Raw genomic sequence first — 23,313 nt, forward strand, 5'->3', positions numbered from 1 at the left:
CGCCGGGGACACGGCGGGCGGCTCGGGCGCCGGCGCGGCGCGCGGCGCCTCGGCCTGGGTCGCCGGACCGGCTTCGCCGTTGAGCGCCAACATGCGCAGGCAGGCCATGACGAAGCCGGCGTACTCGTCCGGCGCCAGGGTCAACTCGCCGCGGCTGTGCACGGCAACGGAATAGAACAGCTGCACGGCGTCCGGATGCAGGCCGGCCGCCAGGCGCGCGATGTCCTGGGCCAGCGGATCGTCCGCGGGCGTGACACCGGCTACCCGTTGCTCGATCGCGATGCGCGAGAGCAGGACGGCGAAGTCGGCCAGCGCGCCGGCATACGACAGGCCGCGGGTGGCGAGTTCATCCGCCACGGCCAGCACGCCGCGCGCGTCGCCGGCGGCCAGCGCATCCAGCAGGCGCACCAGATGGCGCTGGTCGATGGTGCCCAGCATGCCGCGCACGGCCTCTTCGGTCAGGTTGCCGGCGCTATAGGCAATGGCCTGGTCCGTCAGGGACAGCGCATCGCGCATCGAACCCGAGGCGGCCTGGCCGATCAGGCGCAGGGCCGGCACCTCGAAGCCTATCGCTTCCTCGCCCAGCACGGCCTGCAGATGGCCGACGATGGACTCGGGCGGCATCTGCTTGAGGTTGAATTGCAGGCAGCGCGAAAGCACGGTGACGGGAATCTTCTGAGGATCGGTCGTCGCCAGGATGAACTTGACGTGGGGCGGCGGCTCTTCCAGCGTCTTCAGCATGGCGTTGAAGGCGTGGCCGGTGAGCATATGCACTTCGTCGATCATGTAGACCTTGAAGCGGCCGGCGCCCGGCGCATACACCGCCTGCTCCAGCAACTGGGTCATTTCCTCGACGCCGCGGTTGGAGGCCGCGTCGAGCTCCAGGTAATCGACGAAGCGGCCGGCGTCGATCTCCGTGCAGGCGCGACAAACGCCGCAAGGCTTGGAGGTGATGCCGGTTTCGCAATTCAGGGACTTGGCGAGGATGCGCGACAGCGTGGTCTTGCCCACACCGCGCGTGCCGGTGAACAGCCAGGCGTGGTGCAGGCGCTGGGTGTCCAGGGCGTGCGTCAATGCGCGCACGACATGATCCTGGCCAACCAGGGTATCAAAGGATCGCGGACGCCACTTGCGGGCCAGAACCAGATAAGTCATGCGGGGATTGTAGAGCCTGATGAGCCAGCCGGCGCCAGGACGCGACGATAAGCGGTCATGGCAGCGAAACAAAAGGGGCGCCGCGAGGGAATGGGTGTAACCACCAATATTCCATACGCGGCGCCCCTTTTGGGAAAACCGGGAGGCGAGCCTTACTCCGGCACTGGCCCTAAACGACTATGGCTGCTTCGTTCCCGACCTGACCAGGTTCACCGTCGAACCATGCGAAGGGGCCCGCCAGATCGCATTCTATCAGAGCAGGCGAAAGCCTGCTCTGATGCGATCTGGCGGGCCCCGCGAGCCCTTGCGGCCCTTGGCCGCTTTGGGCTCGCGCGCCCTGGGGCGGCCTTGCCGCCCCACAAGGCGCAGGGGCATTCTGTTGCTCCCTCCGCCCGCCCTCTCTCCAAGACGGAGGGGGACAACATTATGGCCGTGCTTTCTGCATCGAGGGAGGGGTCTGTCGGGATCGGGAGAGCTTGGCGCATGCATGGCGCGCGAGTTCACAGTTCTATCCAGGCCTGGGCGCGGGGGAAGTAGAGGGCGGCGCGGGCGGGGCGGCCGTCCAGGGCGGTGACCTGGGCGCAATAGCGCTTGAGCTGGTCGGCATGGCGCAGGCGCATGCGCTGGGCGAAGTGGGCCGGGCTTTCGCCGGGCTGGGCCTGGCCGGTCTTGTAGTCGACGATGAGCCAGCCGTCCTCCGTGCTCAGCGCCAGGTCGATGACGGAGACACGGCCGGCGGCATCAATGAGCGGCCATTCGCGCCGCGCGCGTGATTGGCGCAGCAGCCAGAGGCCCCGTTCGTGCGCCAGCGTGGCCTGCAGGGTCTGCAGCACGGCATCGGCGGCGCTGTCGGCCTGGCTGTCCGGGATGCCGGCGCGCGTGAGTTGGCGCCGCATGGCCGGGCGGTGCTCGCGCAGGCGCTCGGCATCCCAGTGGTCGCCGCCCTCCTCGCCCATGCGGGCCAGCCAGGCATGCGCCAAGGTGCCCACCGCGGCTTCATGGCCGGCCTCCCATTGCCAGGCGGGATGCTCCGCGTCCGCGGCCAGGCCGCCGGGCTGGGCGCCACGCCGCGGCAAGGCGGCCAGGGCGGCGACGCTGGCGTCGTCCAGGCGCTTGAGGGGTTCACCCTGCCAGGCCGGCGCCGCGGCCGGGCCGGGCGCGGCCTCGCGCACCGGCTGCGGCGCCTGCCCGGCGCGGATATGCGGCCAGAGGCGGCCCAAGAGGCTGGAGGCAGCCGGGGCGCGCGGGCCTTTTTCTTCATCGAGCGCCACATTGCCGATCAGATGCAGGCGCTTGCGCGCGCGCGTGGCGGCCACGTAGAGCAGTCGGTCGGTCTCATAGGCGGCGCGGCGGGCCTCGCGCGCGCCCAGATAGCGCGAGACCGGATCGGCCTCGGTATCGGCGCGCGCCTTGATCGGCCCCATCAGCACGCGCCCGTTGTGATGCTCGAAGCGCACCAGCGGCGCTTGATCGCCGCGCGGCACGCGGTGCAGGCCATAGAGGATGACACTGTCGAACTGCAGGCCCTTGGACTTGTGCATGGTCATGATTTCGACGGCGCCCTGCTCGCCCTGGACATCGGGCGCGGCGAATAGCCGGCCCACGGCCGTGTCCAGCGCGGCGATGTCCAGGCCGCCGTGCGGAGCCAGCCGCTCGACCAGCTGGAACAGGCTTTCGGCATCGGCGGCCGCGCCCACGCCGGGATACAGGCCGGCCCCTCCCAGGGCCTGCCAGACGCTTTGCAGCCAGGCGGCCAGCGGCCAGGCGCCCGAGTCATTGCCGCGATCGAGCAGGATGGCGGCCACCCGGGACAGGCGGGCGTGCTCCTCGGGCGCCAGGCATAGACGCGCGGCGCCATTGCCGCCAACGGGCGGCGCATCGAAGAGGCTGGCCTGCGGCGGGACGGCGACCGGCTCGGCCAGGGCCTGGCGCAACAGGTCCGGGATCGGTGCGCGGTGGTCGTGGCCGAACAGGCGCTGCAGACTGTCCAGCGTCAATCCGCACCACGGCGCCCGCAACACCGACAGCCAGGCCATGCGGTCGGCCGGATGCGTCAGGGCGCGCAGCAGCTGCACGAGATCGGCCACTACCGGGCGCAGGCGCAAGGGCACGAGTTCGACGGCGCGGCTGGGGATGCCTTCTTGCGCCAGCCGGCGCGACAAGCTGCCCAGATGGGCCCGCGCGCGCACCAGAATGGCCACCGGATGGGCGCTGCCCGCATGCTCGGCCAGGGCCTGCCGCGCCAGCGCCACGGCGATATCCTCGGCGGCCTGGTCGCCCGAGGCCAGGCCGTCGGCCGCCCAGGCGGGATGGAAACGCACGGCGTCGCCATCCAGGGCAGGATGGAAGGCGGCCGAGGGGCTGTAGCGGATGGCGCCGGCCACCGCGTCATTTTCGGCAGGCAGCAGGTCGGCAAAGCTCTTGTTGACCCAATCGACCACGCCGCCTTGCGACCGGAAGTTGTCGGTCAATTGCAGGAATTCCAACCGCAGCGCGCCGATGCCCTTTTCGGTCGCGCCAAGGAAGAGCCCGACTTCGGCCTTGCGGAAACGATAGATCGACTGCATGGGATCGCCCACCAGGAACAGCGTGCGGCCGTCGCCGGGCTGCCAGCCCGCGGTAAGCGTGGTCAGCAGGTCGATCTGGGTCTGGCTGGTGTCCTGGAACTCATCGACCAGCAGATGGCGGATGGACGCATCGAGCTTGAGCAATAGTTCGCCCGGGTCGTCGGCATCGCCCAGGGCGTGCCAGGCCCGCTGGGCGATTTCAATGAAATCGACCTCCCCGGCTTCGGCGAAGACCTTCTGCAACTGCCCGACCGACAGCGCCAGCGTCACCAGCTGGGCGCTGAGCATGTCCCATTGGGCATCGGTAAAGCGCGCGTCCGGCATGTCGCGCAAGGCGGCCAGCCGGGCGATCCAGGGCTCGCCGCCATCATGGCCGGAGAGCCATTGCACGAAGGCTTCCTTGTGCGCGCACTTGGCCGGAAAGCCCAGGGCCTTGGTCACGCCCTTGGGACTGCGCAGGCTGCCCGCGCCTGTCAAAAGCAGATGCGCCAGGGCGCGCCAGCGCGGCAAATCGCTGGCCTCGGGCAGCAAAGGCTGCGACCAGTCCAGCAACGGCGCCAGGCGCGCGTCCCCGCTGCCGGACAGCTCGGCCGCCGCCATGCTTGCCGGGCCGCACAGCGCGGCGTCGAAGCCGCGCGGCATGGCGCGGCCCAGGGCCCGCAGCTCACCGCCCAGGGTCTCGGCCAGGTCTTCCTCCAGGCGGTCGCGGTCCAGGCCATGCGCCAGCAGCGGCAGCCATTGATCCCGCTGCCCCAGCATATCGGCGATCGCCTGCTCCGCGGCCTGCACGTCCACATCCAAGTGGGCCAGGAGGTTGACGATGGATTCGTGTTCGTCGGCCAGCGCCAGCGTGGCGCGCGCCGCCGCTTCGTAGTGGGCGCGCGCGTCGTCGGCGATCTCGGGCATGCCGCCCAGGCCGGACAGCCAGGGCATGCCGCGCACCAGGCCGGCGCAGAACGAATCAATGGTGCGGATGGCCAGGCGCGCCGGATGCCGCAGGACATGCCAGCCGCGCTCGGCGTCGCGGGCCAGGGCCGCGCGGGCCAGCCGCCAGCTGCGCCGCTCGTGTTCGGCTTCGGGCTCGGGGCCCCTGGCCCGCGCCAGCTTCTCGAGCACGCGCGCATGCATTTCGGAAGCCGCCTTGCGCGTGAAGGTGATGGCGACGATTTCCTCGGGTTTGTTCACCGTGGCCAGCAGCGCGAGAATGCGGTCGGTCAGCAGTTCGGTCTTGCCCGAGCCGGCGGGAGCCTGCACGATGAAAGAGGCTTGCGGATCCAGTGCGCGCAGGCGCGCGGCGTGATCGCGGGGTTGGCGTTCGCTCATGGTTCAGGCCTCGTCGTCGTCCAGATGCAGGCGCAGAAACGGCATGGCATCGCAGTATTTCAGGTCGTCGCGCCCCCAGGCCACATTGGGCGCGTGGCCGCGCGCGTATTCATCGGCCAGTGTTTCGATGGCGCGGCGCCAATCGGCCAGGATCTGCTCCCAGCTGCGTCCGGCGAAGGCCTCGCTGTCGGCGGCCACGCGCACCCCTTCTATGCCCAGGTCTTCCTCGGCCAGCCCCTGCGCGCCGACATTGCGCGCATGGACCTGCCCCAGCAGCAGCCCGGCCACGCGCGCGTCGGGCGTGTCGCCGGCCAGCACCGCCGCGTAGAAGGGCAGCTGCAGATTGATGGGCCGGTCCCGCGACCAATCCGCCTCGGGCCGCGCCTGCGCCGACCCGGTCTTGTAGTCGAGAATGACGGCGCGGCCATCGGCCAGCCTGTCCATGCGGTCCAGGCGCAGCTTCAGCGACAGCGCGCCGCGCCGCCAGCGATGGTCGGCCTCGACCTGGTCGACGGTGAACGGCAGGCGCCGTGCCTCCAGCGCCATCCAGCGCGCCAGCACGGTTTCGGCACGGGCGCATTCCAGTCCGCGCAAGGCTGGCGCATAGGCGGACAGCGCTTCATCGGCCGCCTGCTGCACCGCTTCGCGCAGCAAGGCGGCCAGACGCCCCTCGCTCATGGCCAGATGCAGGGCTTCCTGGTCGGGCAGCATGCGCCAGGCGAGCTCCAGCGCCCGGTGCAGGAACTGGCCCCGCACATTCTGCGCGGCTGCCTGCGCATAGGGCGCCAGTTCGCGCGCGCCCAGGCGGTGACGCACGAAGGCCCATTGCGGATTGCGCGCCTGGGTATCGAGCACGTCCAGGCCGCCGGTGCTCTCGCCGCCCGGGTCCAGCGGCGGACCCGATTCATCCACCAGGCTTTGCAGCGGCCAGGCCGGAGCGGCATCGCCGCGGCGCGGCGCGGCGGCAAGCAGGGGGGCGTCGGCAATCAGGGGCGACGGCCGCAATTCGCGCTCGCCATCGTGTTCGGCGCAGCTGACAACCAGCTCCGGCGCGCAAGCGCGCAGGGCCGCGTAGATGTTCTCCGCCCATTCGCGCTCCCGCTCCGGCGTGGCGCGCGGCGCCCCGGCCTGGCGCAGCACGCCCAGGGGCAGCAGGGGATTCGGCTTGGGCGACGCCGGCAGGACTTCGTCGGTCAGGCCCAGCATCCAGACGCCGTCCCAGCTGCCGCCCTCGGCCTCCAGCAGGCCCAGCACATCCAGCCGCGCCTGCGGATCGCGCTGCGGCTGGAAGCTGCCCGCGCGCGCGGCGCTGGCCAGCAGGCGCACGGCGGCGCGCCCGTTCAAGGGGCCGGCCGCGGGCGCGAGCGCGGCGAAGTCGCCGAGCAATTCGCCCAGGGCGCCCATGACCTGATAACCCACGCTGTCGAGCGCCTGCTCGCCCGGAAACCCCAGGGCCTTGAGGGCTTCGCGGATACGCGGCGTCCAGATGTCGCAGGGCGCGCGCGTGGGGCCCTCGCGCCAGATCTTCATGGCCGCTTCCCAGGCCTGGGCCAGCCGCGGGCTGTATTGCAGGTCGCCGCGCCAGGCGGCTTCGCTCACGCTGACGCGCCCCAGGCGGCGCCAGCGCGCGTCCAGCCCGGCATGACGCTCGCTGCGGTCGCCGGCGCAATGCCCGGCCAGTAGCGCCGCGCCCAGCACGGGCGCGGCCACCTTGCCCGTGCTGCCCATTTCAGCCAAGGCCTGCAGCCAGGCCAGGGCGGCCCGCAAGGCGGGCCATTCGATCAGCGGCCGGCCGACGGCCACGTTGAAAGGCAGATCGGGCTGGCCGGGCCCGCCCTGCAAGGCCTGCATCAGCACGCGCCGGGCGAACGGCGCCTCGCTTTCCAGCTGGGAAGACACAATGGCGTAGCGGCCATTGGGGTGGGCCCGCAGACGCTGGGCGGCCCAGGCCGCGGCGGCGCGCCATTCGGCGCCGTGGTCGGCGGCCAGCACACGGCCGGGCTCGGCCAGCTCGCGCCGGCCTTCGCGCCAGGCGAGCAATTGCGCGCCGCCCTCTTCGAAGGCCGCCAGCAGGCGCGCAAAACGCGGCGACACCTCGCCGAAACCGGCCAGCACCACCCGCTCGGGCGGCGTCAATTCGCCAGCGCGCAAGGCGCGCAGCACGCGCTCATAGCCTTGATTGGCGTCATCCGCATCCAGCTCGGCCAGCAGGCGGCGATAGCGCGCCCGCCAGCGCGCGAACCCCAGGTATTCCTCGGTCTGGGCGGCCTCGGGGATTTGCAGCCGCCATTCATCGCACAGCATGTCGGCGTCCATGGCCAGGCGCGCGGCCTGGTCGATGTCGAGCAGTTCGCGCTCGGCCTCTTCGCGCAGAATGGCCTCTCGCCACACCAACTGCGCCGCGAATCCGCCCAGCCGGAAAGCGGGCAGCTCCGCATCGGCGGCAAAGGACAGCTCATCGGCCGCGCTCGCCAGCCAGGCCGACAGCGGCAGGATGCGGGGCAATTCGCTGACCTGGCGGTCGGCGCGCAGGCGCGCGGCCAGCTCCAGCGTCAAACGGCGCGATAGGCGGTTGTTGACGGTAAGGACCAGCGTCCCCGCGCAAGGCAGGTCGGCCAATCGCGTGGCATCGCAGGCGGGCAGATCGGAAAGAGAAGGCATGCGTGGCGGACGGGCGGATTCGATAGACCGAAGGATAGCCTGCCCGCGCGTCAGAAACCGCAGAGCGCGGCCACGTTCTCCCAGTTCACGCGCATCTGCGGCGACAGATAGCCGGCAAAGCCCAGGCCCAGCACGGCCGCCAGCAGCAAGCCGGCAAGCCAGCGCGGCCAGCGGCGCGGCTTCATGCCGCCGCTCCGACGACGCGCTCGCGCACCGGCAGGCAGAGCAGCATCGCGACCAGGGCCAGCGCCAGCCCCACCCACCACACGCCGTTGTAGCTGCCGGTATGGGCATAGACATAGCCGCCCAGCCACACGCCGATGAAGCTGCCCACCTGATGGCACAGGAAGGCAATCCCCGAAAGCGTGGCGGCAAAGCGCAGGCCATAGATCTCGCCGATGAGGCCCTGGGTCAGCGGCACCGTCCCCAGCCAGAACAGGCCCATCCAGGCGGCAAAGACATAGAGCACGACAGGTGTGAGCGGCACGGCCAGCACCAGGATGATGCCAAAGGCGCGCAAACCGTAGAGGCCGGCCAGCAGCCATTTCTTGCTGAAACGCCCGCCCAGCTTGCCGGCATAGAAAGAGCCAAGCACATTGAACAGCCCGATGAGCGCGATGGCGGTCGCGCCGTGGCTGGCATTCAGGCCCGCGTCGGTCACGAAGGCCGGCAAGTGCAGGGTGATGAAGGCCGTATGGAAGCCGCAGACGAAGTAGCTCCAGGACAGGAAATGAAACGACGGGTGCATCAAGGCCTGGCGCACCGCGAAGCCCAGGGTCTGCGGGCCGCCATGACCCTGGGGCTTGCCGCGCAGAAACCAGGCCAGGGGCAACGCGGCGGCCATCATCAGCGACAGCAGCCACAGCGCGCCGGTCCAGTCCAAGTGGGTGATCGCCAGCTGGCCGCTGGGCACCACCAGGAACTGGCCCAGCGAGCCGCCGGCGCTGGCAATGCCCATGGCGGTGCTGCGGTAGGCCGGCGGCACCGCGCGCGCGATGACGGGCAGGATCACCGGGAAGGTCGTGCCGGCCTGCCCCAGGCCGACCACCACCCCGCTCATGAAGCAAAGCGTGAAGGCATCGGCCGCGTAGCGCGTGCCCAGCATGCCCAGGAAATACAGCAAGGCGCCCAGGGCGATCGTGCGGCCCGACCCATACCGGTCGGCCATGATGCCCATGAAAATACTGGAAACGCCCCACACCAGGTTCTGCAGGGCGAAGGCGAAGGAAAACAGCTCCCGTCCCCAGCCGTGCGCCAGGCCCATCGGCTGCATGAACAGGCCGAACGTGGCACGCACGCCCATGGCCAGGAGAACCACCACCGTGCCCACGGCGATCGTGCGCACGGATACCGCTTCTGCTGTATTCGACATGACAGTCGGCTTGTCTCGAGTAGTCGTCTGGCGTCGCGGCGCCATGTTATGGAAATCCGCCATGCCGGGCATCGCGGGCGCGCCCCTCCCGGCGCGTAAGACCAATCATAGACCCGGCCCCATCAAGCGAAAAGCCACGGCGTCAGTGCTAGAATGCCGGTCTTCTTACCGCAGCCGTGCTTGAATATCGATGCGTTTCAAGCACTTAAACCGCCCAGCATGCGGCGCGCGGCAGATCTCGCCGTAGTTAAATGGATATAACCGGCCCCTCCTAAGGGTCAATTGGTGGTTCGATTCCACCCGGCGAGGCCAGCTCCGGCCTGTTTGCTCCCCGCGTTGCCCTCCGCCCGACCGGACTTTCCCTAGCTCCCGCCGCCATTCAGCCTCTTGCAGGCCAAATTGGGATACGCTCGCGCGTCGGCAGGGCGGCATAAAATCCGTCCCCGGTTTTTTATTGCATAAAACCGCAATGCCCCCTTGCGCGTCAGTTCAAATTGCTGTTTAAATTTGGCCCGTAAGCCCATAATTCACTTGGTTTTTTTCTAGTTTCACCCTAGACGTGACCGGGTTGTACTTTCATACAGACAGATAAGGCCTGTAATCATGGCATTTCCCTGGATACGCGCGGTCGCATCGGCAATAGCGCCATTGGCACTGGCCGTCGCGACCCTGCACTCGGCCAGCGCCCTGGCGGCCAAGCCGGCGGATCCCTGCAAGACCAACGCCAAGTCCGCCGAATGCAAGGCGGCCAAGAAAAAAGCCGCCGGCGCCAAGGCCGGCAGCCAGGCCGGCGCCAGCAAGAACGGCAGCGCCGCCAAGAAACCGGCCAGCAAGACGGCTACCGGCAAGACCGGCGGCAAGACGGCAGGCAAGACCTCCAAGCAAGCCCAGAAGACCTCCGCCGCCAAGAGCGCGTCCGGCAAGAAAACCTCCTCCAAGACCCGTGCCCGCGCCGCCGCGGCCACCACCAGCGCCGCGCTGGCGCCCGCGGCCGCCTCCCCGGCCGCCGAGGCGCGCGCCCTGCGTTCGTCCACGGCCTATGTCCAGGATCTCGAAACCTCGACCGTGCTCTTCGCCAAGAACGAGAACGTCGTGCGCCCCATCGCCTCCATCTCCAAGCTCATGACCGCGCTGGTGGTGGTGGACGCCAACCAGCCGATGAACGAGATCATCGAGATCACCGACGAAGACGTCGATACGCTCAAGCACACGACCTCGCGCCTGCGCGTGGGCACGCGCCTGTCGCGCGGCGACATGCTGCACCTGGCGCTGATGTCCTCCGAAAACCGCGCCGCGCATGCCCTGGGCCGCAACTATCCGGGCGGCCTGCCCGCCTTCGTCGAGGCCATGAACGCCAAGGCCCGCTCGCTGGGCATGCTCAACACGCACTTCATCGAGCCCACGGGCCTGTCGAGCGAAAACGTGTCTTCGCCGCACGACCTGGCCCGCCTGCTGCGCGCCGCCGCGCAGCGGCCGCTGATCCATCGCTATTCGACCGACACCGAATACGAGGTCGAGATCAACAAACGCACGCAGACCTTCCGCAACACCAATCTCCTGGTGCGCAAACCCGATTGGGATATCAAGGTGTCCAAGACCGGCTTCATCAATGAAGCGGGCGAATGCCTGGTCATGCTGGCCCGCATCAATGGCCGCGACATGGCCATCGTGCTGCTGGATTCCCAGGGCAAGCTCTCGCGTATCGGCGATGCGGTCCGCATCCGCCGCATCGTGCAAAGCGACGTGGCGATGCTCTGAGCCCCGCCCCGGACAAGACAAAGGCCGCGCAAGCGGCCTTTGTCCTTTTACGCGCCGGGGCGCGCCGCGCTCAGGCGTGCACGGGCAAGGGATCGTAAAGATGCGCCGGCAGGCCGTCGAACACGGCGGCGGCGTCCAGCGAGCGGATGGGCACGCGCGCATCGCGCGGGATGCGGCCTTCGACCTGCAGCATCTGGTAGCGCAGGCAGCACACCCTCAGGAAGGACGTGAAATTCGCCGCCTCGCCGCGATAGGCCATGAGTTCGTCGTAGAGGCGTTCGATCAACTGGGTGACGCGCAGGCCATCACGCTCGGCGAGCTCCTGCAGGACGTCCCAGAAGAGTTTCTCCAGCCTGACGCTGGTGGCCACGCCGTGCAGCCGCAGGGAGCGGCTTTCGGTGGCATAGGATTGCGCGTTGGCGCGTATGAAGATCTCGCACATGGGACCCTCCGGTGATGGCCTCACTGTACGATCAAGCCGGCCCCGGCGGCAAGCGCCGCCCGGGCCGGCGCTTCAGTGCGAAATCCGCGTGCCCAGCACCGCCAGGAACTGGGCCAGCCAGGCGGGATGGGCGGGCCAGGCCGGCGCGGTGACCAGATTGCCGTCGGTATGGGCCTGGTCGATGGCGATCTCGGCATAGGTGCCGCCGGCCAGGCGGACCTCGGGGGCGCAGGCCGGGTAGGCCGAGCAGGTGCGTCCCTTGAGGATGTCGGCCGCCGCCAGCAGCTGCGCGCCATGGCAGACCGCCGCGATCGGTTTGCGCGCCGCATCGAAATGGCGCACGATTTCCAGCACCTTGGCATTCAGGCGCAAGTACTCGGGCGCGCGCCCCCCGGGGATGACCAGCCCGTCGTAGTTTTGCGGTTCGACCTTGGCGAAGTCGTAGTTGAGCGCGAAGTTATGGCCCCGCTTTTCGCTATAGGTCTGCGCGCCCTCGAAATCGTGAATGGCCGTGGCGACGGTGTCGCCGGCCTTTTTGTCGGGGCATACCGCATGGACCACATGACCGACCGCCAGCAGGGTCTGGAAGGGCACCATGGTTTCGTAGTCTTCGGCATAGTCGCCGACCAGCATCAAGAGCTTTTTGCTCATTGTCGTCTCCTGTCCCGGCTCCACATTGGCGGGTGTGGCCTATTGTGGCGCCGCCGGGCATGCCCGGGGTGGTACAGGATTACCGCGTCCGCCCTACTCCAGCCCGACGTTGACGGTCTTGGCGCCCAGCAGCTTGACGAGCACGTCCGGCGCGATGCCCACGAGATAGCCGCGCCGCCCGCCGTTGATATAGACCTCGGGATACGACAGGATGCTGTCTTCGACATAGACCGGCATGCGCTTGCGCGTGCCGAAGGGCGAGGTGCCGCCCACCTGGTAGCCGGAGTGGCGCTGGGCCACCTCGGGCTGGCAGGGCGCGACTTTCTTGCAGCCCGCCTGCCGCGCCAGGTTTTTGGTCGAGACCTCGCGGTCGCCATGCATGATGACCACCAGCGGCCGGGCCGCCTCGTCTTCCATGATGAGGGTCTTGACCACGGCATGCGGGTCCAGGCCCAGTTGGCGTGCCGCCTCGCCGGCGCCGCCATGGTCGATGTAATCGTAGGTGTGCTCCGTGAAGGCCACTTTGTGCTGCCTGAGGAACTGGGTGGCGGGCGTTTCGGAGACGTGACGGGATTTGCTCATGGGATGCGGGCGCCTAGGCGCGGGGATGATGGGCCGCGTGCAGCGACTTCAGGCGCTCGCGCGCCACATGGGTATAGATCTGGGTGGTCGAAATATCGGCATGGCCCAGCAGCAGCTGCACCACGCGCAGGTCCGCGCCGTGGTTGAGCAGATGCGTGGCGAAGGCATGCCGCAGCACATGCGGCGACAGTGGCGCGAGCACGCCGGCGCGCCGCGCGTATTTCTTGACGAGCTGCCAGAAGGCCTGGCGCGACATGGCCTGGGCGCGGGCGGTGACGAACAAGGCATCCGAGGCGCGCGCGCCAGCCAGATCGGGACGCGCCTGCGCCAGATAGCGCTGCAGCCAATGCGCGGCCTCCGCGCCCAGCGGAACCAGCCTGTCCTTGCCGCCCTTGCCCTGGACCACGCGCACCACACCGTCGGTCATGCTGACGTCCAGGGTCTTCAGGCTGACCAGCTCGGACACGCGCAAGCCCGTGGCGTAAAGCATCTCCAGCATGGCGCGGTCACGCAGCCCGCGCGCCGTGTCGAGATCGGGCGCGCCGAGCAAGGCCTCGACCTGGGCCTCGGACAGCGTCTTGGGCACGCGCAGCGGCTGCTTGGCGGCCTCCAGCGCGAGGCAAGGATCGGCCGCGGCGCGTTTTTCCCGCAGCGCCCAGGCATAGAAACGGCGCAGCGCCGCCAGCCTGCGGTTGGCGGTGGACGGCCGGCTTTCTTCGTGGCGCGCGGCGAACCAGGATTCGATGTCGGCGCTGGTGGCCGCGCATAGCTGTCCACCCGTGGACACGCCGGGCGGCGGCGCCTGCAGCCATAGGGCGAAGGCGCTCAGGTCGCGCCGATAGGCCGCCAAGGTGTTGGCGGCCAGGCCGTCTTCGAGCCAGATGGCATCGATGAAGGCATCGATATCAGCCTGGGAGGCCAGGGGTCGGTCGTCGGACATGGGGGAGCAGCAAAAACCGGGGCGCCCCAATTCTAAGGGGCGCGGGCGGCCTCGCGCGAGGCCATCGTCTTGAGCCAGACCTCGAAGGCCTTCAGGGCGCCGGAGCGCTCGCTGTGCTGCGGATAGCCGAAGTAATAACCCTGGCTGACCTGAAGGGCCTGGGGCACGGGCATGACCAGGCTGCCGGCATCCAGCGCCGGCTGGGCCAGGAAACGCGGCATCAGGCCCACGCCCAGGCCGGCCTGGACGGCGGCCATCACCATGGTGAAGAGTTCGTAGCGCGGCCCGCCGGCGGCCTGCGGCCCATAGAGATGGCCATTGGCGCCGTACCATTGGCGCCACGCATCGGGCCGCGAGGCCAAGTGCAAATGGGTCATGCCGGACAACGCCGGACTGCCCTGCTCGCGCGCCTGCTCGGCCAGCGCCGGCGCGCAGACCGGCACCAGTTCGCGCTCGGGGAACAGCAGCACGCCCTTGGTGCCGGGCCAGACCCCATCGCTGTGATAAAGCGCGCCGTCGAACGGCTGGTCCTTGAATTGGAAAGGCAGCGTGCGCACCGAGAGGCTGACGGTGATGTCGGGCTGCGCCTGCTGGAAGTCCGCCAGGCGCGGGATCAGCCAGGTGGTGGCCAACGTGGGCACGACCGCGATGTGGATGCTGCGCCCCATGCCCGTGCGGCTGACCAGGCCGAAGGTGTCTTTCTCGATCTGGTCGAGATGGTGGCGGATGCGCCCGGCATATTCGGCGCCGTGGTCGGTCAGCACGATGCGCCGCCTGACGCGGGTAAACAGCTGCACGCCCAGGCGGGCCTCCAGGCTGGCGACCTGCCGGTAGACCGCGCTATGGGTCAGGGACAGCTCCTCGGCCGCGCGCGAGAAGCTGCCCAGGCGCGCCGACGCCTCGAAGGCCTGCAAGGCGCTCAGGTTGGGGATGCCGTTTCTCATGGCTGTTTGTCCATACTGCGTGTCACTTCGGGCAGACCCGGCTAGGCGCGCGCCGCGCCCGCCGATAGGCTTACCCCCTTGCCGCCGGCCTGGCTGCCCGATGCTGCGGCGCAGCAGTCAGGCAAGTGCCGGCAGCTCACTATCATGTGCAATTTTATCAATTGCCTTGTGCAAGTCTGGAACATTATTCTGGCGCGATATTTCCCGTAATCCGACATATGAACACCCACTCCTCCGCGACGCCCTCTTCCGCCAGCCCCCGCCTGGGCGGCCATATCCTGGTCGACCAGCTGGCCGCCCACGGCGTCAAACACGTCTTCTGCGTGCCGGGCGAGAGTTATCTCGCCGTGCTGGACGGCCTGCATGACGCCAGCATCGAAGTCACGGTCTGCCGCCAGGAAGGCGGCGCGGCCATGATGGCCGACGCCCATGGCAAGCTGACGGGCGAGCCGGGCATCTGCATGGTCACGCGCGGCCCGGGCGCCTCCAATGCGCTGGCCGGCGTGCACATCGCCAAGCAGGATTCCACCCCGCTGATCCTCTTTGTCGGCCAGATCGAGCGCGGCATGCGCGAGCGCGAAGCCTTCCAGGAGATGGACTACCGCGCCGTCTTCGGCACCCAGGCCAAGTGGGTGACGGAAATCGACCAGGTCGAGCGCATTCCCGAGCTGATTTCGCGCGCCTTCCATATCGCCACCTCGGGCCGTCCGGGCCCGGTGGTCATCGCCCTGCCCGAGGACATGCTGGTCGAGACGGCCGATGTGCCCGACGCGCCGCACTATGAAGTCATCGACGCCGCGCCGGCCGCCGGCCAGATGGAGACGCTGGCGCAGATGCTGGCCCAGGCCCGCAAGCCGGTCGCCATCCTGGGCGGCACCCGCTGGGACGCCGAGGCGGTCGCGCGCTTTGCCGACTTCGCCCGCGCCCATGCGCTGCCGGTGGCCGTGTCCTTCCGGCGCCAGATGCTGTTCCCGGCCGACCACCCCTGCTATATCGGCGACGTGGGGCTGGGCATCAATCCGGCGCTGCTGGCCCGCGTGCGCGACGCCGACCTCATCCTCCTGGTGGGCGGCCGCATGTCGGAAAGCCCCAGCCAGGCCTATACGCTGCTGGACATCCCGGTACCGCGCCAGAAGCTCGTGCACGTGCATCCGGACAGCGCCGAACTGGCGCGCGTCTACCGGCCCAATCTCGCCGTCAATGTGTCGCCGGCCGCCTTCAGCGCCGCGCTGGCCGGCCTGCCCGCGCCCAAGGCCGCGCCGGCCTGGGCCGCCGACACCGAGGCCATGCGCCAAAGCTACCTGGCCTGGAGCGATCCGGCCAAGGTCCGCACGCCCGGCAAGCTGCAGATGGGCGAAGTCATGGCCTATCTCGAAGCCAAGCTGCCGGCCGACGCCATCATGACCAATGGCGCCGGCAATTACGCCACCTGGCTGCACCGCTTTCACCGCTACACCCGCTACGGCACGCAGCTGGCGCCCACCTCGGGCTCCATGGGCTATGGCCTGCCGGCCGCCGTGGGCGCCAAGCGCATCTGGCCCGACAAGACCGTCGTCTGCTTCGCCGGCGACGGCTGCTTCCTGATGCACGGCCAGGAGTTCGCCACGGCCGTGCAGTACGACCTGCCCATCATCGTGGTGCTGGTCGACAACGGCATGTACGGCACCATCCGCATGCACCAGGAGAAGCACTACCCCGGCCGTATTTCGGCCACGCAATTGAAGAATCCCGATTTCGCCGACTATGCCCGCGCCTTTGGCGGACACGGCGAGCGGGTGGAAACGAGCGCCGAGTTCGGCCCCGCCTTCGAGCGGGCGCTGGCCAGCGGCAAGCCCGCCATCCTGCATTGCCTGATCGACCCCGAGACGATCTCTCCGTCGACCACCCTGGAAAAAATTCGCGCCGCGGCCCTGGCGGCCAAGGCTTGAGCGCGCGCGAAAATTTAAATTTAAACTTCAAGCATCCATACACTGGAGTACCGAATGTCCTCGACGCCCTCGTTTAACTGGGAAGATCCGCTGTTGCTGGACCAGCAACTGACCGAAGAAGAGCGCATGGTGCGCGATGCCGCCCATGCCTACGCCCAGGACAAGCTCGCCACGCGCGTGCTGGAAGCCTTCCGTCACGAAAAGACCGACCCGGCCATCTTCGCCGAAATGGGCGAACTCGGTCTGTTGGGCGCGACCATCCCCGCCGAGTACGGCGGCGCCGGCCTGAACTATGTCAGCTACGGCCTGATCGCGCGCGAAGTCGAGCGCGTGGACTCGGGCTACCGCTCGATGATGAGCGTGCAGTCCTCGCTGGTCATGGTGCCGATCAATGAGTTCGGCAGCGAAGAGCAAAAGCGCAAGTACCTGCCCAAGCTGGCCGCCGGCGAATGGATCGGCTGCTTCGGCCTGACCGAACCCAACCACGGCTCCGACCCCGCCGGCATGGAAACCCGCGCCGTGAAGGTCGACGGCGGCTACAAAGTCAGCGGCGCGAAGATGTGGATCACCAATTCGCCCATCGCCGATGTCTTCGTGGTCTGGGCCAAGTGCGTGGGCGGCGAGTTCGACGGCAAGATCCGCGGCTTCATCCTCGAGAAAGGCATGAAAGGCCTGTCGGCCCCGGCCATCCACGGCAAGGTCGGCTTGCGCGCCTCGATCACCGGCGAAATCGTCATGGACGACGTCGAGATCAGCGACGCCCAGATGCTGCCCGGCGTCTCCGGCCTGCGCGGCCCCTTCACCTGCCTGAATTCGGCCCGCTTCGGCATCGCCTGGGGCGCGCTCGGCGCGGCGGAAGCCTGCTGGCACACCGCCCGGCAGTACACCCTGGACCGCAAGCAGTTCGGCCGCCCCCTGGCCGCCAACCAGCTCATCCAGAAGAAGCTGGCCGACATGCAGACGGAAATCACGCTGGCGCTGCAAGGCTGCCTGCGCCTGGGCCGCATGAAGGACGAGGGCACCGCCGCCGTCGAAATCACCTCCATCATGAAGCGCAACTCCTGCGGCAAGGCCCTGGACATCGCGCGCCTGGCGCGCGACATGCTGGGCGGCAATGGCATCTCCGATGAATTCGGCGTGGCCCGCCACCTGGTCAACCTCGAAGTGGTCAACACCTACGAAGGCACGCACGACGTGCACGCCCTCATCCTGGGCCGCGCCCAGACCGGCATCCAGGCTTTCTTCTAAGCCCGCGATCGCCGCCACGAACCCCAGGCCGCAAGGCCTGGGGTTTTGTTTTTTCTCGCGGCGCTTCGCGCCAAGCCGGTGTGCCTGCATGACGGCCGGCCATGCCGCGCCCGCGGGAGCGGCGGGGGACGACGGCGCAAGGCGGGCGGGCTCAGGCCTGCCCGCTCAGGTCGAACAGGCTGGTGGCATCCAGCTCGAGCACGACTTCGTCATGCTGGTTGTAGATGAACCAGGTCCAGGTGATGATGCCCAGGTCCTGGCGCGAGGCGGAGGTGCGCGCGCCCTGCACACGGGCGTGCAGCGTCAGCTCGTCGCCCGGACGCACCGGCACCCGCCAGCGCACCTCGCCCAGGCCGGGCGAGCCGAAAGATTCAGAATCATGCAGCACCGCGTCGACGGCCATGCGCATGGCCAGCGCGCAGGTGTGCCAGCCGCTGGCGATCAAGCCGCCCCAGCGTCCTTCCTGGGCGCGCTTTTCGTCGACGTGGAACCACTGCGGATCATATTTGCGGGCGAATTCGAGGACTTCTTCGCGCGAGACCTTGACCGGCCCCCCCTTGATCACCATCCCCTGGCGCAGTTCGGCAAACTTCATGGCTTGTCCTGTAGAAAGCGGGCCCTGGCTGGGCCCGCCTTCAAGCATATCGCGCCAGGAGCGCCTGGCGCGAATCCGCGGTCCCGATCAGATGGCGGCTTCGATGAGGAAGGGCCCCTTGTGCTTGAGGCCGGCCTGCAAGGCCTGGGTAAAGCCCTCGACACTGTCCACGCGCACGGCTTCGACGCCCATGCCGCGGGCCAGGCTGACCCAATCCAGGCTGGGATCGACCAGGTCCAGCATGCGCTGGGCATTGCGGCCCGGTTCCTGCACGCCGACGTTGCGCATTTCGCCGTGCAGGGTCTGGTAGCTGTTGTTGGCGTAGATGATGGTCAGGCAATCCAGGCGCTCGCGCGCCTGCGTCCAGAGCGCCTGGACGGTGTACATGCCGCTGCCGTCGGCCTGCATGGTGACCACCTTGCGGTCAGGGCAGGCCACGGCGGCGCCGGTCGCCATGGGCAGGCCGATGCCGATGGCCCCGCCGGTCAGCTGCAGCCAGTCGTGCGGCGCGGCGTTGACATTGTGCAGGCCGATCTCGCGGCCTTGCGTGATGGACTCGTCCACCAGGATGGCGTTTTCCGGCAGGTGGCGCATGGTGATCTGATTGATCGCCGCGCTGGTCAGCTTGCCGGAGGTGGGCAGCGGCTCGCGCCAGCCGGCCGCGGCCAGCTGAGGGGCATCCGACTTGATGCCCAGCTCTTCGGCCAGCCACTCCAGCGCATGCGCCAGGTCCTGTTCCTGCGTGGCCAGCGTCACGGCATGGCAGCCCTCGGGCGCCAACAGGCTGGGCTTGCCGGGATAGGCGAAGAACGCCACCGGCGAACGCGCGCCGACCAGCACCAGGTTGCGCACATCGGCCAGGAAGGCCAGCGCCTGGTCCACCGGATACGGCAGCCGGTCGACCGGCGTGCGTCCCAGGCCACGCTCGATGCGGCGGTTGGACGTCTCGCTGGCCAGGCGCACTCCCGTGGCCTGCGCGATGCGGCCGGCGGCGGCCAGCGCGCGGCCGCGCAGGGCGGTGCCGCCCAGCAGCAGCATGGTCTTTTCGCCGGACCGGATGGCCGCCGCGGCGGCCCGGATGGCGTCGCCATCGGGACGCGACGGCCCCTCGACGGCGACCGGCGACGGCGCCGGCGTATTTTCGGGCAGATCGGTCCAGGCCGCGTTGGCGGGCAAAAAGAGCGTGGCGACATTGCCCGGCGCCTGGCGCGCGGCGCGAATGGCCTCGCCGGTGCGGGCGGCCACCGAGGCCGCGTCTTCGATACGGCCAACCCAGTGCGACATCGGGCGGGCCACGGCCTCGCCGTCGCTGGTCAGCGGCGCGTCGTACTGCACATGATAGGTGGCGTGGTCGCCGACCACATTGACCATGGGCGTGCGGGCGCGGCGGGCGTTGTGCAGATTGGCCAGGCCATTGCCCAGGCCCGGGCCCAGGTGCAGCAGCGTGGCCGCCGGCTTGTCGGCCATGCGGGCATAGCCGTCGGCCGCGCCGGTCACCACGCCTTCGAACAGGCCCAGCACGCAACGCATGCGCGGCTTGCGGTCCAGCGCGGCCACAAAGTGCATTTCCGATGTGCCGGGATTGGCAAAACAGACATCGATGTCGTTGACAAGCAGGGTATCGCAGAGACTGTCGGCGCCGTTCATGGTGTCAGTATCAGAGTGAAGAAGAAATGGGCGGGCGAGCCTGGCGGCCCGCCCTGTCGCTGGACATGATAGGGATAGCGGGGGGGTGCGCCTAGGTCCATTTCGCGGCAGTGGCATGGAACCACTCTCCCCGGACGCCCAAAACCTAGGGTTGACCCTCAGAAGACTCAGGCCGGGCTCAGGATCTGGCCCAGGAAAGCCTGGGCGCGTTCGCTTTGCGGGGCCGAGAAGAAACGCTGCGGCGGCGCGCTTTCGACGATGCGCCCGCCATCCATGAAGACGACGCGGTCGCCCACTTCACGCGCGAATCCCATTTCATGCGTCACGCAAATCATGGTCATGCCTTCGCGGGCGAGTTCGACCATGGTTTCCAGCACCTCCTTGACCATTTCCGGATCGAGCGCCGAGGTCGGTTCGTCGAACAGCATCACCTTGGGTTGCATGCACAGCGCGCGCGCGATGGCGACGCGCTGTTTCTGGCCGCCGGACAGCTGCCCCGGGAACTTGTCGGCCAGTTGCGGAATGTGCACGCGCTCCAGGTACTGCATGGCGCGCGCCCGCGCCGCCTCGGGCGACACGCCCTTGACGCGCACGGGCGCCAGGGTGCAGTTCTGCAGGACGGTCAAGTGCGGAAAGAGATTGAAGTGCTGGAACACCATGCCGACATCGGCGCGGATGCGCTCGATATTGGCCAGGTCGTGGTTCAGCTCCACACCGTTGACCACGATGCTTCCCTGCTGGTGTTCCTCAAGGCGGTTGATGAGCCGGATGGTGGTGGACTTGCCCGAACCCGAGGGCCCGCAGAGAATGAGTTTCTCTCCGGCCTGCACCTCGAGCGACAGCTCGTCGATGACCTTGAACTCGCCATACCACTTGCTGACGCCGCGCAGGCTGATGATAGGTTGCTGGCTCATGATCAGGCCTTGGTGATGTCGTGGTTTTCGCCGGCGCCGTTCCAGTAGCCGGGCACGGCCAGGCGCTTCTCCGAGCGGCGGAACACCCAGGAAAGCAGGCTGCACATGCAGAAGTAGATGACGCCGACCATGGTGTAGACCGTCAGCGCCTGGAAGGTGGCGCCGGCCAGCATCTCGCCGGCCCGCATCAGTTCGTAGACACTGATCACCGCCACCAGCGAGGTTTCCTTCACCAGCACCAGCGCATAGTTGCCCAGCGCCGGGAACACCGTGCGCAAGGCCTGGGGCAGCACGATGTAGCGCAGGCGGTCCAGGCGCGACAGGCCCAGCGCCCGCGCGGCCTCGTACTGACCCGAGTCCACCGACTGGATGCCGCTGCGGAAAAGCTCGGCCAGGTAGGCGCCGAAATTCAGCGTCAGGCCCAGCACGCCGGCCGTGAAGCCGCCGATCACCACGCCCATCTCAGGCAGACCGTAATAGATGTAGAACAGTTGCAGCAGCAGGGGCGTGCCCCGGATCACTTCGATATAGAAGCGGGCGGCGCGGGACAGCGCCGCCGACTTGGACAGACGGCACAGACAGACGACCAGGCCCACCGCCACAGCCAAAAACGCCGAACAGAAAAAAAGCGCCAAGGTCCACATCGACCCTTCGGCCAGCGGCGCCAGATACGTCTTGAGGGTAGCGAGGTCCATCGTCGATCTCTCCGCTTACTTGCTCATCAGATCGGCCACGCCCCACTTGCGGCCGATCTCGGCCATCTCGCCGTTCTGCTTCATCTCGGCGATGGCGGCGTTCACGGCATCCAGCAAGGCCTTGTTGCCCTTCTCCACCGCCATGCCCACCTGCCACTTCTTCTGCGGCTGGTAGGCGGTATCCAGCTTGACGCCCGGTATCTTCTTGGTCTGGATCTGGTAGATGATGCTGGGCGGATCGACGATGCCCAGGTCAATGCGGCCGGCGCGCACATCGGCCAACAAGGTGGAGTAATCCTGGTAGGTCGAGACCTTGGTGCCCGGCATGTCCTTGATCATGTTGAACTGCACCGAATCCACCAGCACCCCCACCCGCTGGCCCTTCATGTCCTCGAAGCGCCCGTAGGTCTTCTTGCTCTTGTCGCCGACGACCACGCCCTCGCCCCATTCATACACGGGCGCGCTGAAATCCAGCACCCGGGCGCGCTCTTCGGTAATGAACAGCGGCGCCGACATGAGGTCCGCGCGGCCCGAGGTCAGGGTCGGGATCAGGCCCGAGAACGGCACGTCGGCCAGCTTCATTTGGGCCTTCAGGTGCTTGGCGATGCCGCTTGCGGCGTCCACCATGATGCCTTCGAGCTGATTGCTCGCCGGGTTCTTGAAACCGTGCGGCGGCGCCGACGCCGTGGTCACGACATTGATGCTGCCCGAAGCCTGGATCTCGGCCAGCGGGCGCGCCTGGACCAGGCCGGCGGTGCACAGCAGGCTGGCGGCCAGCAGCGTGTTGACGATGCGTTTCATTGTTTTCCCCTTGTGGTTGGTGAGCGGCGCCGGCTCAGGCCGGACGCCGCACGGCGGCCGCGGCCAGTGCAAGAAACTCCTGCATCACGGTCGCGGCCAGAAAAGCCGTGGCGCCGCCGACGTCCTGCGGCGGCGACACGGTATTCACATCGAAGGCCACGAAGTTCAGGCCCGACAGCCGCCTGAGCAGCGCCAGCCCTTCCTTGGCCGAGAGCCCGCCCCACTCCGGCGTGCACACGCCGGGCGCGCAGGAGGGATCGAAGACGTCCATGTCGAAACAGAGATAGACGGGGCGGTCGCCCACGCGGCGCTTGATCTCATCGAGCACCGTGCCCTGGTCCTGGTCGAAATCGTCAAACGGAATGACGCGGTAGCCGACCTCGCGGCCATACTCGACCACGCCGCCCATGAAAGAATTGCCCCGCGTGCCGACATGGAAGCTGGCGCCGACGTCGATCAAGGCTTCTTCGGCAGCCCGGGTGAAGGTCGTCGCGGTGTTGTAGCCCGGGATGGGATAGGTGTCGGTGTGCGAGTCGAAGTGCAGCACGACCAGGCCGGGATGGCGCTTGCCCGCGGCGCGCAGCTGCGGCAAGGTGACCGCGCCATCGCCGCCCATGGTCACGGGGATGGCGCCCGCATCCAGGATGCGGCCCACCGCCTCCTCGATGGCCGGGTAGGAGCGTTCGGGGTCACCCGGCCAACACACCACGTTGCCGGCGTCGACAGCCCGCAGGTATTGCGAGGGATTGTCCACGCCCGCGCGCCGGAACAGATCGAAAGGCCGCAGCAGGCGGGACTGCTCGCGGATGGCATCCGGCCCCTGGCGCGACCCCACGCGGAAGGGATGCGTGCCGCAATCAAACGGGATCCCCAACACACAGGCGGCGGGCGCCGGCGCCCGCGCCGACGGCGCCGGCAAGCCCATGAAACCCGCGACCGGCGCGAAAACCGCCGGATCCGCCAGGACGAAATCCTCTTGCTGCACAACTTCCCCTTTCTCCGCCGTAGCGCCTAGTTAATCAGCCATATCGTCTGTCGATATGATCATGTCATTATTAGGCTATGCCGAGGCGAACGGAATTAGGGTATT

Annotated in this window: 19 protein-coding genes, 1 tRNA gene and 1 other RNA gene; 4 read left to right on the top strand and 17 right to left on the bottom strand. The window is 68.3% G+C overall.

Annotated elements, in window-relative coordinates:
* From dnaX to AXA74_RS15135, 6 genes are all read right to left on the bottom strand, one after another.
* The coding region (gene dnaX, locus AXA74_RS15115) for a DNA polymerase III subunit gamma/tau (RefSeq protein WP_081093942.1) at positions 1 to 1,155 on the bottom strand (1,155 nt) is incomplete at its 3' end.
* Positions 1,156 to 1,296: 141 nt separating this feature from the next.
* Positions 1,297 to 1,394, bottom strand: an RNA gene (ffs, locus tag AXA74_RS15120) — signal recognition particle sRNA small type.
* 261 nt (positions 1,395 to 1,655) lie between these two features.
* Positions 1,656 to 5,045 (bottom strand): UvrD-helicase domain-containing protein, encoded by a 3,390-nt coding sequence (locus AXA74_RS15125; protein ID WP_032978583.1) that lies wholly within the window; start codon positions 5,043 to 5,045, stop codon positions 1,656 to 1,658.
* Positions 5,046 to 5,048: 3 nt separating this feature from the next.
* Positions 5,049 to 7,706 carry a PD-(D/E)XK nuclease family protein gene (locus AXA74_RS15130; protein WP_029577486.1) on the bottom strand — a complete coding sequence of 886 codons (2,658 nt, stop codon included), beginning with the start codon at positions 7,704 to 7,706 and terminating at the stop codon, positions 5,049 to 5,051.
* Between the two features lie 50 nt (positions 7,707 to 7,756).
* Positions 7,757 to 7,891: a hypothetical protein gene (locus tag AXA74_RS24800; RefSeq protein WP_260481620.1), complete on the bottom strand. Its 135-nt coding sequence runs from the start codon at positions 7,889 to 7,891 to the stop codon at positions 7,757 to 7,759.
* Entirely contained in the window at positions 7,888 to 9,078 is a 1,191-nt protein-coding gene (locus AXA74_RS15135; protein WP_029577487.1) for an MFS transporter, read from the bottom strand. Before AXA74_RS15135 ends, AXA74_RS24800 begins: the two co-directional genes overlap by 4 nt.
* 237 nt (positions 9,079 to 9,315) lie before the next feature.
* On the opposite strand from AXA74_RS15135, the gene AXA74_RS15140 reads away from it, so the two are divergent.
* A tRNA-Arg gene (locus tag AXA74_RS15140) sits at positions 9,316 to 9,390 on the top strand.
* Between the two features lie 291 nt (positions 9,391 to 9,681).
* The gene (pbpG, locus tag AXA74_RS15145; RefSeq protein ID WP_032978586.1) at positions 9,682 to 10,836 is read left to right on the top strand and encodes a D-alanyl-D-alanine endopeptidase; all 1,155 of its coding nucleotides are present in this window, start codon (positions 9,682 to 9,684) and stop codon (positions 10,834 to 10,836) included.
* 70 nt (positions 10,837 to 10,906) lie between these two features.
* Here pbpG and AXA74_RS15150 read toward each other — a convergent pair whose 3' ends face one another.
* The 5 genes from AXA74_RS15150 to AXA74_RS15170 form a co-directional block, all read right to left on the bottom strand.
* Positions 10,907 to 11,278 (bottom strand): ribbon-helix-helix domain-containing protein, encoded by a 372-nt coding sequence (locus tag AXA74_RS15150; RefSeq protein ID WP_029577489.1) that lies wholly within the window; start codon positions 11,276 to 11,278, stop codon positions 10,907 to 10,909.
* A 72-nt stretch (positions 11,279 to 11,350) separates the two neighbouring features.
* Entirely contained in the window at positions 11,351 to 11,929 is a 579-nt protein-coding gene (locus AXA74_RS15155) for a DJ-1/PfpI family protein (protein WP_029577490.1), read from the bottom strand.
* 93 nt (positions 11,930 to 12,022) lie between these two features.
* Positions 12,023 to 12,511, bottom strand: a complete 489-nt coding sequence (gene ybaK / locus AXA74_RS15160) for a Cys-tRNA(Pro) deacylase (RefSeq protein WP_032978588.1) — start codon at positions 12,509 to 12,511, stop codon at positions 12,023 to 12,025.
* Between the two features lie 13 nt (positions 12,512 to 12,524).
* Positions 12,525 to 13,451, bottom strand: a complete 927-nt coding sequence (gene xerD / locus AXA74_RS15165) for a site-specific tyrosine recombinase XerD (RefSeq protein ID WP_032978592.1) — start codon at positions 13,449 to 13,451, stop codon at positions 12,525 to 12,527.
* Between the two features lie 32 nt (positions 13,452 to 13,483).
* Positions 13,484 to 14,395, bottom strand: coding sequence for a LysR substrate-binding domain-containing protein (locus AXA74_RS15170; RefSeq protein WP_029577493.1), 912 nt, complete (start codon positions 14,393 to 14,395; stop codon positions 13,484 to 13,486).
* 218 nt (positions 14,396 to 14,613) lie between these two features.
* Here AXA74_RS15170 and AXA74_RS15175 point away from each other — a divergent pair, with 218 nt between their 5' ends.
* Together AXA74_RS15175 and AXA74_RS15180 are read left to right on the top strand one after the other, a co-directional pair.
* Positions 14,614 to 16,323: a thiamine pyrophosphate-binding protein gene (locus AXA74_RS15175; RefSeq protein WP_048939957.1), complete on the top strand. Its 1,710-nt coding sequence runs from the start codon at positions 14,614 to 14,616 to the stop codon at positions 16,321 to 16,323.
* 54 nt (positions 16,324 to 16,377) lie between these two features.
* On the top strand, positions 16,378 to 17,571 hold the full coding sequence (locus AXA74_RS15180; RefSeq protein ID WP_029577495.1) for an acyl-CoA dehydrogenase: 1,194 nt from the start codon (positions 16,378 to 16,380) through the stop codon (positions 17,569 to 17,571).
* A 151-nt stretch (positions 17,572 to 17,722) separates the two neighbouring features.
* On the opposite strand, the gene AXA74_RS15185 is transcribed toward AXA74_RS15180, so the two are convergent.
* The 6 genes from AXA74_RS15185 to AXA74_RS15210 all read right to left on the bottom strand — a co-directional run bounded on the left by AXA74_RS15185 (position 17,723) and on the right by AXA74_RS15210 (position 23,148).
* Positions 17,723 to 18,166 carry a MaoC family dehydratase gene (locus AXA74_RS15185; RefSeq protein WP_029577496.1) on the bottom strand — a complete coding sequence of 148 codons (444 nt, stop codon included), beginning with the start codon at positions 18,164 to 18,166 and terminating at the stop codon, positions 17,723 to 17,725.
* An 87-nt stretch (positions 18,167 to 18,253) separates the two neighbouring features.
* Positions 18,254 to 19,813 (bottom strand): acetolactate synthase large subunit, encoded by a 1,560-nt coding sequence (locus AXA74_RS15190; protein WP_029577497.1) that lies wholly within the window; start codon positions 19,811 to 19,813, stop codon positions 18,254 to 18,256.
* A 167-nt stretch (positions 19,814 to 19,980) separates the two neighbouring features.
* Positions 19,981 to 20,727 carry an amino acid ABC transporter ATP-binding protein gene (locus tag AXA74_RS15195; RefSeq protein ID WP_095075211.1) on the bottom strand — a complete coding sequence of 249 codons (747 nt, stop codon included), beginning with the start codon at positions 20,725 to 20,727 and terminating at the stop codon, positions 19,981 to 19,983.
* 2 nt (positions 20,728 to 20,729) lie between these two features.
* Complete coding sequence (locus AXA74_RS15200) at positions 20,730 to 21,422, bottom strand: amino acid ABC transporter permease (RefSeq protein WP_029577499.1); 693 nt, start codon at positions 21,420 to 21,422, stop codon at positions 20,730 to 20,732.
* A gap of 15 nt (positions 21,423 to 21,437) precedes the next feature.
* Positions 21,438 to 22,223, bottom strand: coding sequence for an ABC transporter substrate-binding protein (locus AXA74_RS15205; RefSeq protein WP_048939956.1), 786 nt, complete (start codon positions 22,221 to 22,223; stop codon positions 21,438 to 21,440).
* A 34-nt stretch (positions 22,224 to 22,257) separates the two neighbouring features.
* Positions 22,258 to 23,148, bottom strand: coding sequence for an arginase family protein (locus AXA74_RS15210; protein ID WP_029577501.1), 891 nt, complete (start codon positions 23,146 to 23,148; stop codon positions 22,258 to 22,260).
* Positions 23,149 to 23,313: the final 165 nt, after the last annotated feature.

Source organism: Bordetella hinzii LMG 13501 (assembly GCF_001548475.1).
Taxonomy (GTDB): Bacteria; Pseudomonadota; Gammaproteobacteria; order Burkholderiales; family Burkholderiaceae_B; genus Bordetella; species Bordetella hinzii.

Bases quoted from the DNA above. Each gene is read 5' to 3' on its own strand.
- AXA74_RS15175 (WP_048939957.1), top strand. From the start codon at position 14,614: ATGAACACCCACTCCTCCGCGACGCCCTCTTCCGCCAGCCCCCGCCTG.
- ybaK (WP_032978588.1), bottom strand. From the start codon at position 12,511: ATGAGCAAATCCCGTCACGTCTCCGAAACGCCCGCCACCCAGTTCCTC.
- AXA74_RS15200 (WP_029577499.1), bottom strand. From the start codon at position 21,422: ATGGACCTCGCTACCCTCAAGACGTATCTGGCGCCGCTGGCCGAAGGG.
- AXA74_RS15195 (WP_095075211.1), bottom strand. From the start codon at position 20,727: ATGAGCCAGCAACCTATCATCAGCCTGCGCGGCGTCAGCAAGTGGTAT.
- xerD (WP_032978592.1), bottom strand. From the start codon at position 13,451: ATGTCCGACGACCGACCCCTGGCCTCCCAGGCTGATATCGATGCCTTC.
- AXA74_RS15125 (WP_032978583.1), bottom strand. From the start codon at position 5,045: ATGAGCGAACGCCAACCCCGCGATCACGCCGCGCGCCTGCGCGCACTG.
- AXA74_RS15130 (WP_029577486.1), bottom strand. From the start codon at position 7,706: ATGCCTTCTCTTTCCGATCTGCCCGCCTGCGATGCCACGCGATTGGCC.
- pbpG (WP_032978586.1), top strand. From the start codon at position 9,682: ATGGCATTTCCCTGGATACGCGCGGTCGCATCGGCAATAGCGCCATTG.
- AXA74_RS15180 (WP_029577495.1), top strand. From the start codon at position 16,378: ATGTCCTCGACGCCCTCGTTTAACTGGGAAGATCCGCTGTTGCTGGAC.
- AXA74_RS15155 (WP_029577490.1), bottom strand. From the start codon at position 11,929: ATGAGCAAAAAGCTCTTGATGCTGGTCGGCGACTATGCCGAAGACTAC.
- AXA74_RS15210 (WP_029577501.1), bottom strand. From the start codon at position 23,148: ATGGGCTTGCCGGCGCCGTCGGCGCGGGCGCCGGCGCCCGCCGCCTGT.
- AXA74_RS15135 (WP_029577487.1), bottom strand. From the start codon at position 9,078: ATGTCGAATACAGCAGAAGCGGTATCCGTGCGCACGATCGCCGTGGGC.
- AXA74_RS15170 (WP_029577493.1), bottom strand. From the start codon at position 14,395: ATGAGAAACGGCATCCCCAACCTGAGCGCCTTGCAGGCCTTCGAGGCG.
- AXA74_RS24800 (WP_260481620.1), bottom strand. From the start codon at position 7,891: ATGAAGCCGCGCCGCTGGCCGCGCTGGCTTGCCGGCTTGCTGCTGGCG.
- AXA74_RS15185 (WP_029577496.1), bottom strand. From the start codon at position 18,166: ATGAAGTTTGCCGAACTGCGCCAGGGGATGGTGATCAAGGGGGGGCCG.
- AXA74_RS15205 (WP_048939956.1), bottom strand. From the start codon at position 22,223: ATGAAACGCATCGTCAACACGCTGCTGGCCGCCAGCCTGCTGTGCACC.
- AXA74_RS15150 (WP_029577489.1), bottom strand. From the start codon at position 11,278: ATGTGCGAGATCTTCATACGCGCCAACGCGCAATCCTATGCCACCGAA.
- AXA74_RS15190 (WP_029577497.1), bottom strand. From the start codon at position 19,813: ATGAACGGCGCCGACAGTCTCTGCGATACCCTGCTTGTCAACGACATC.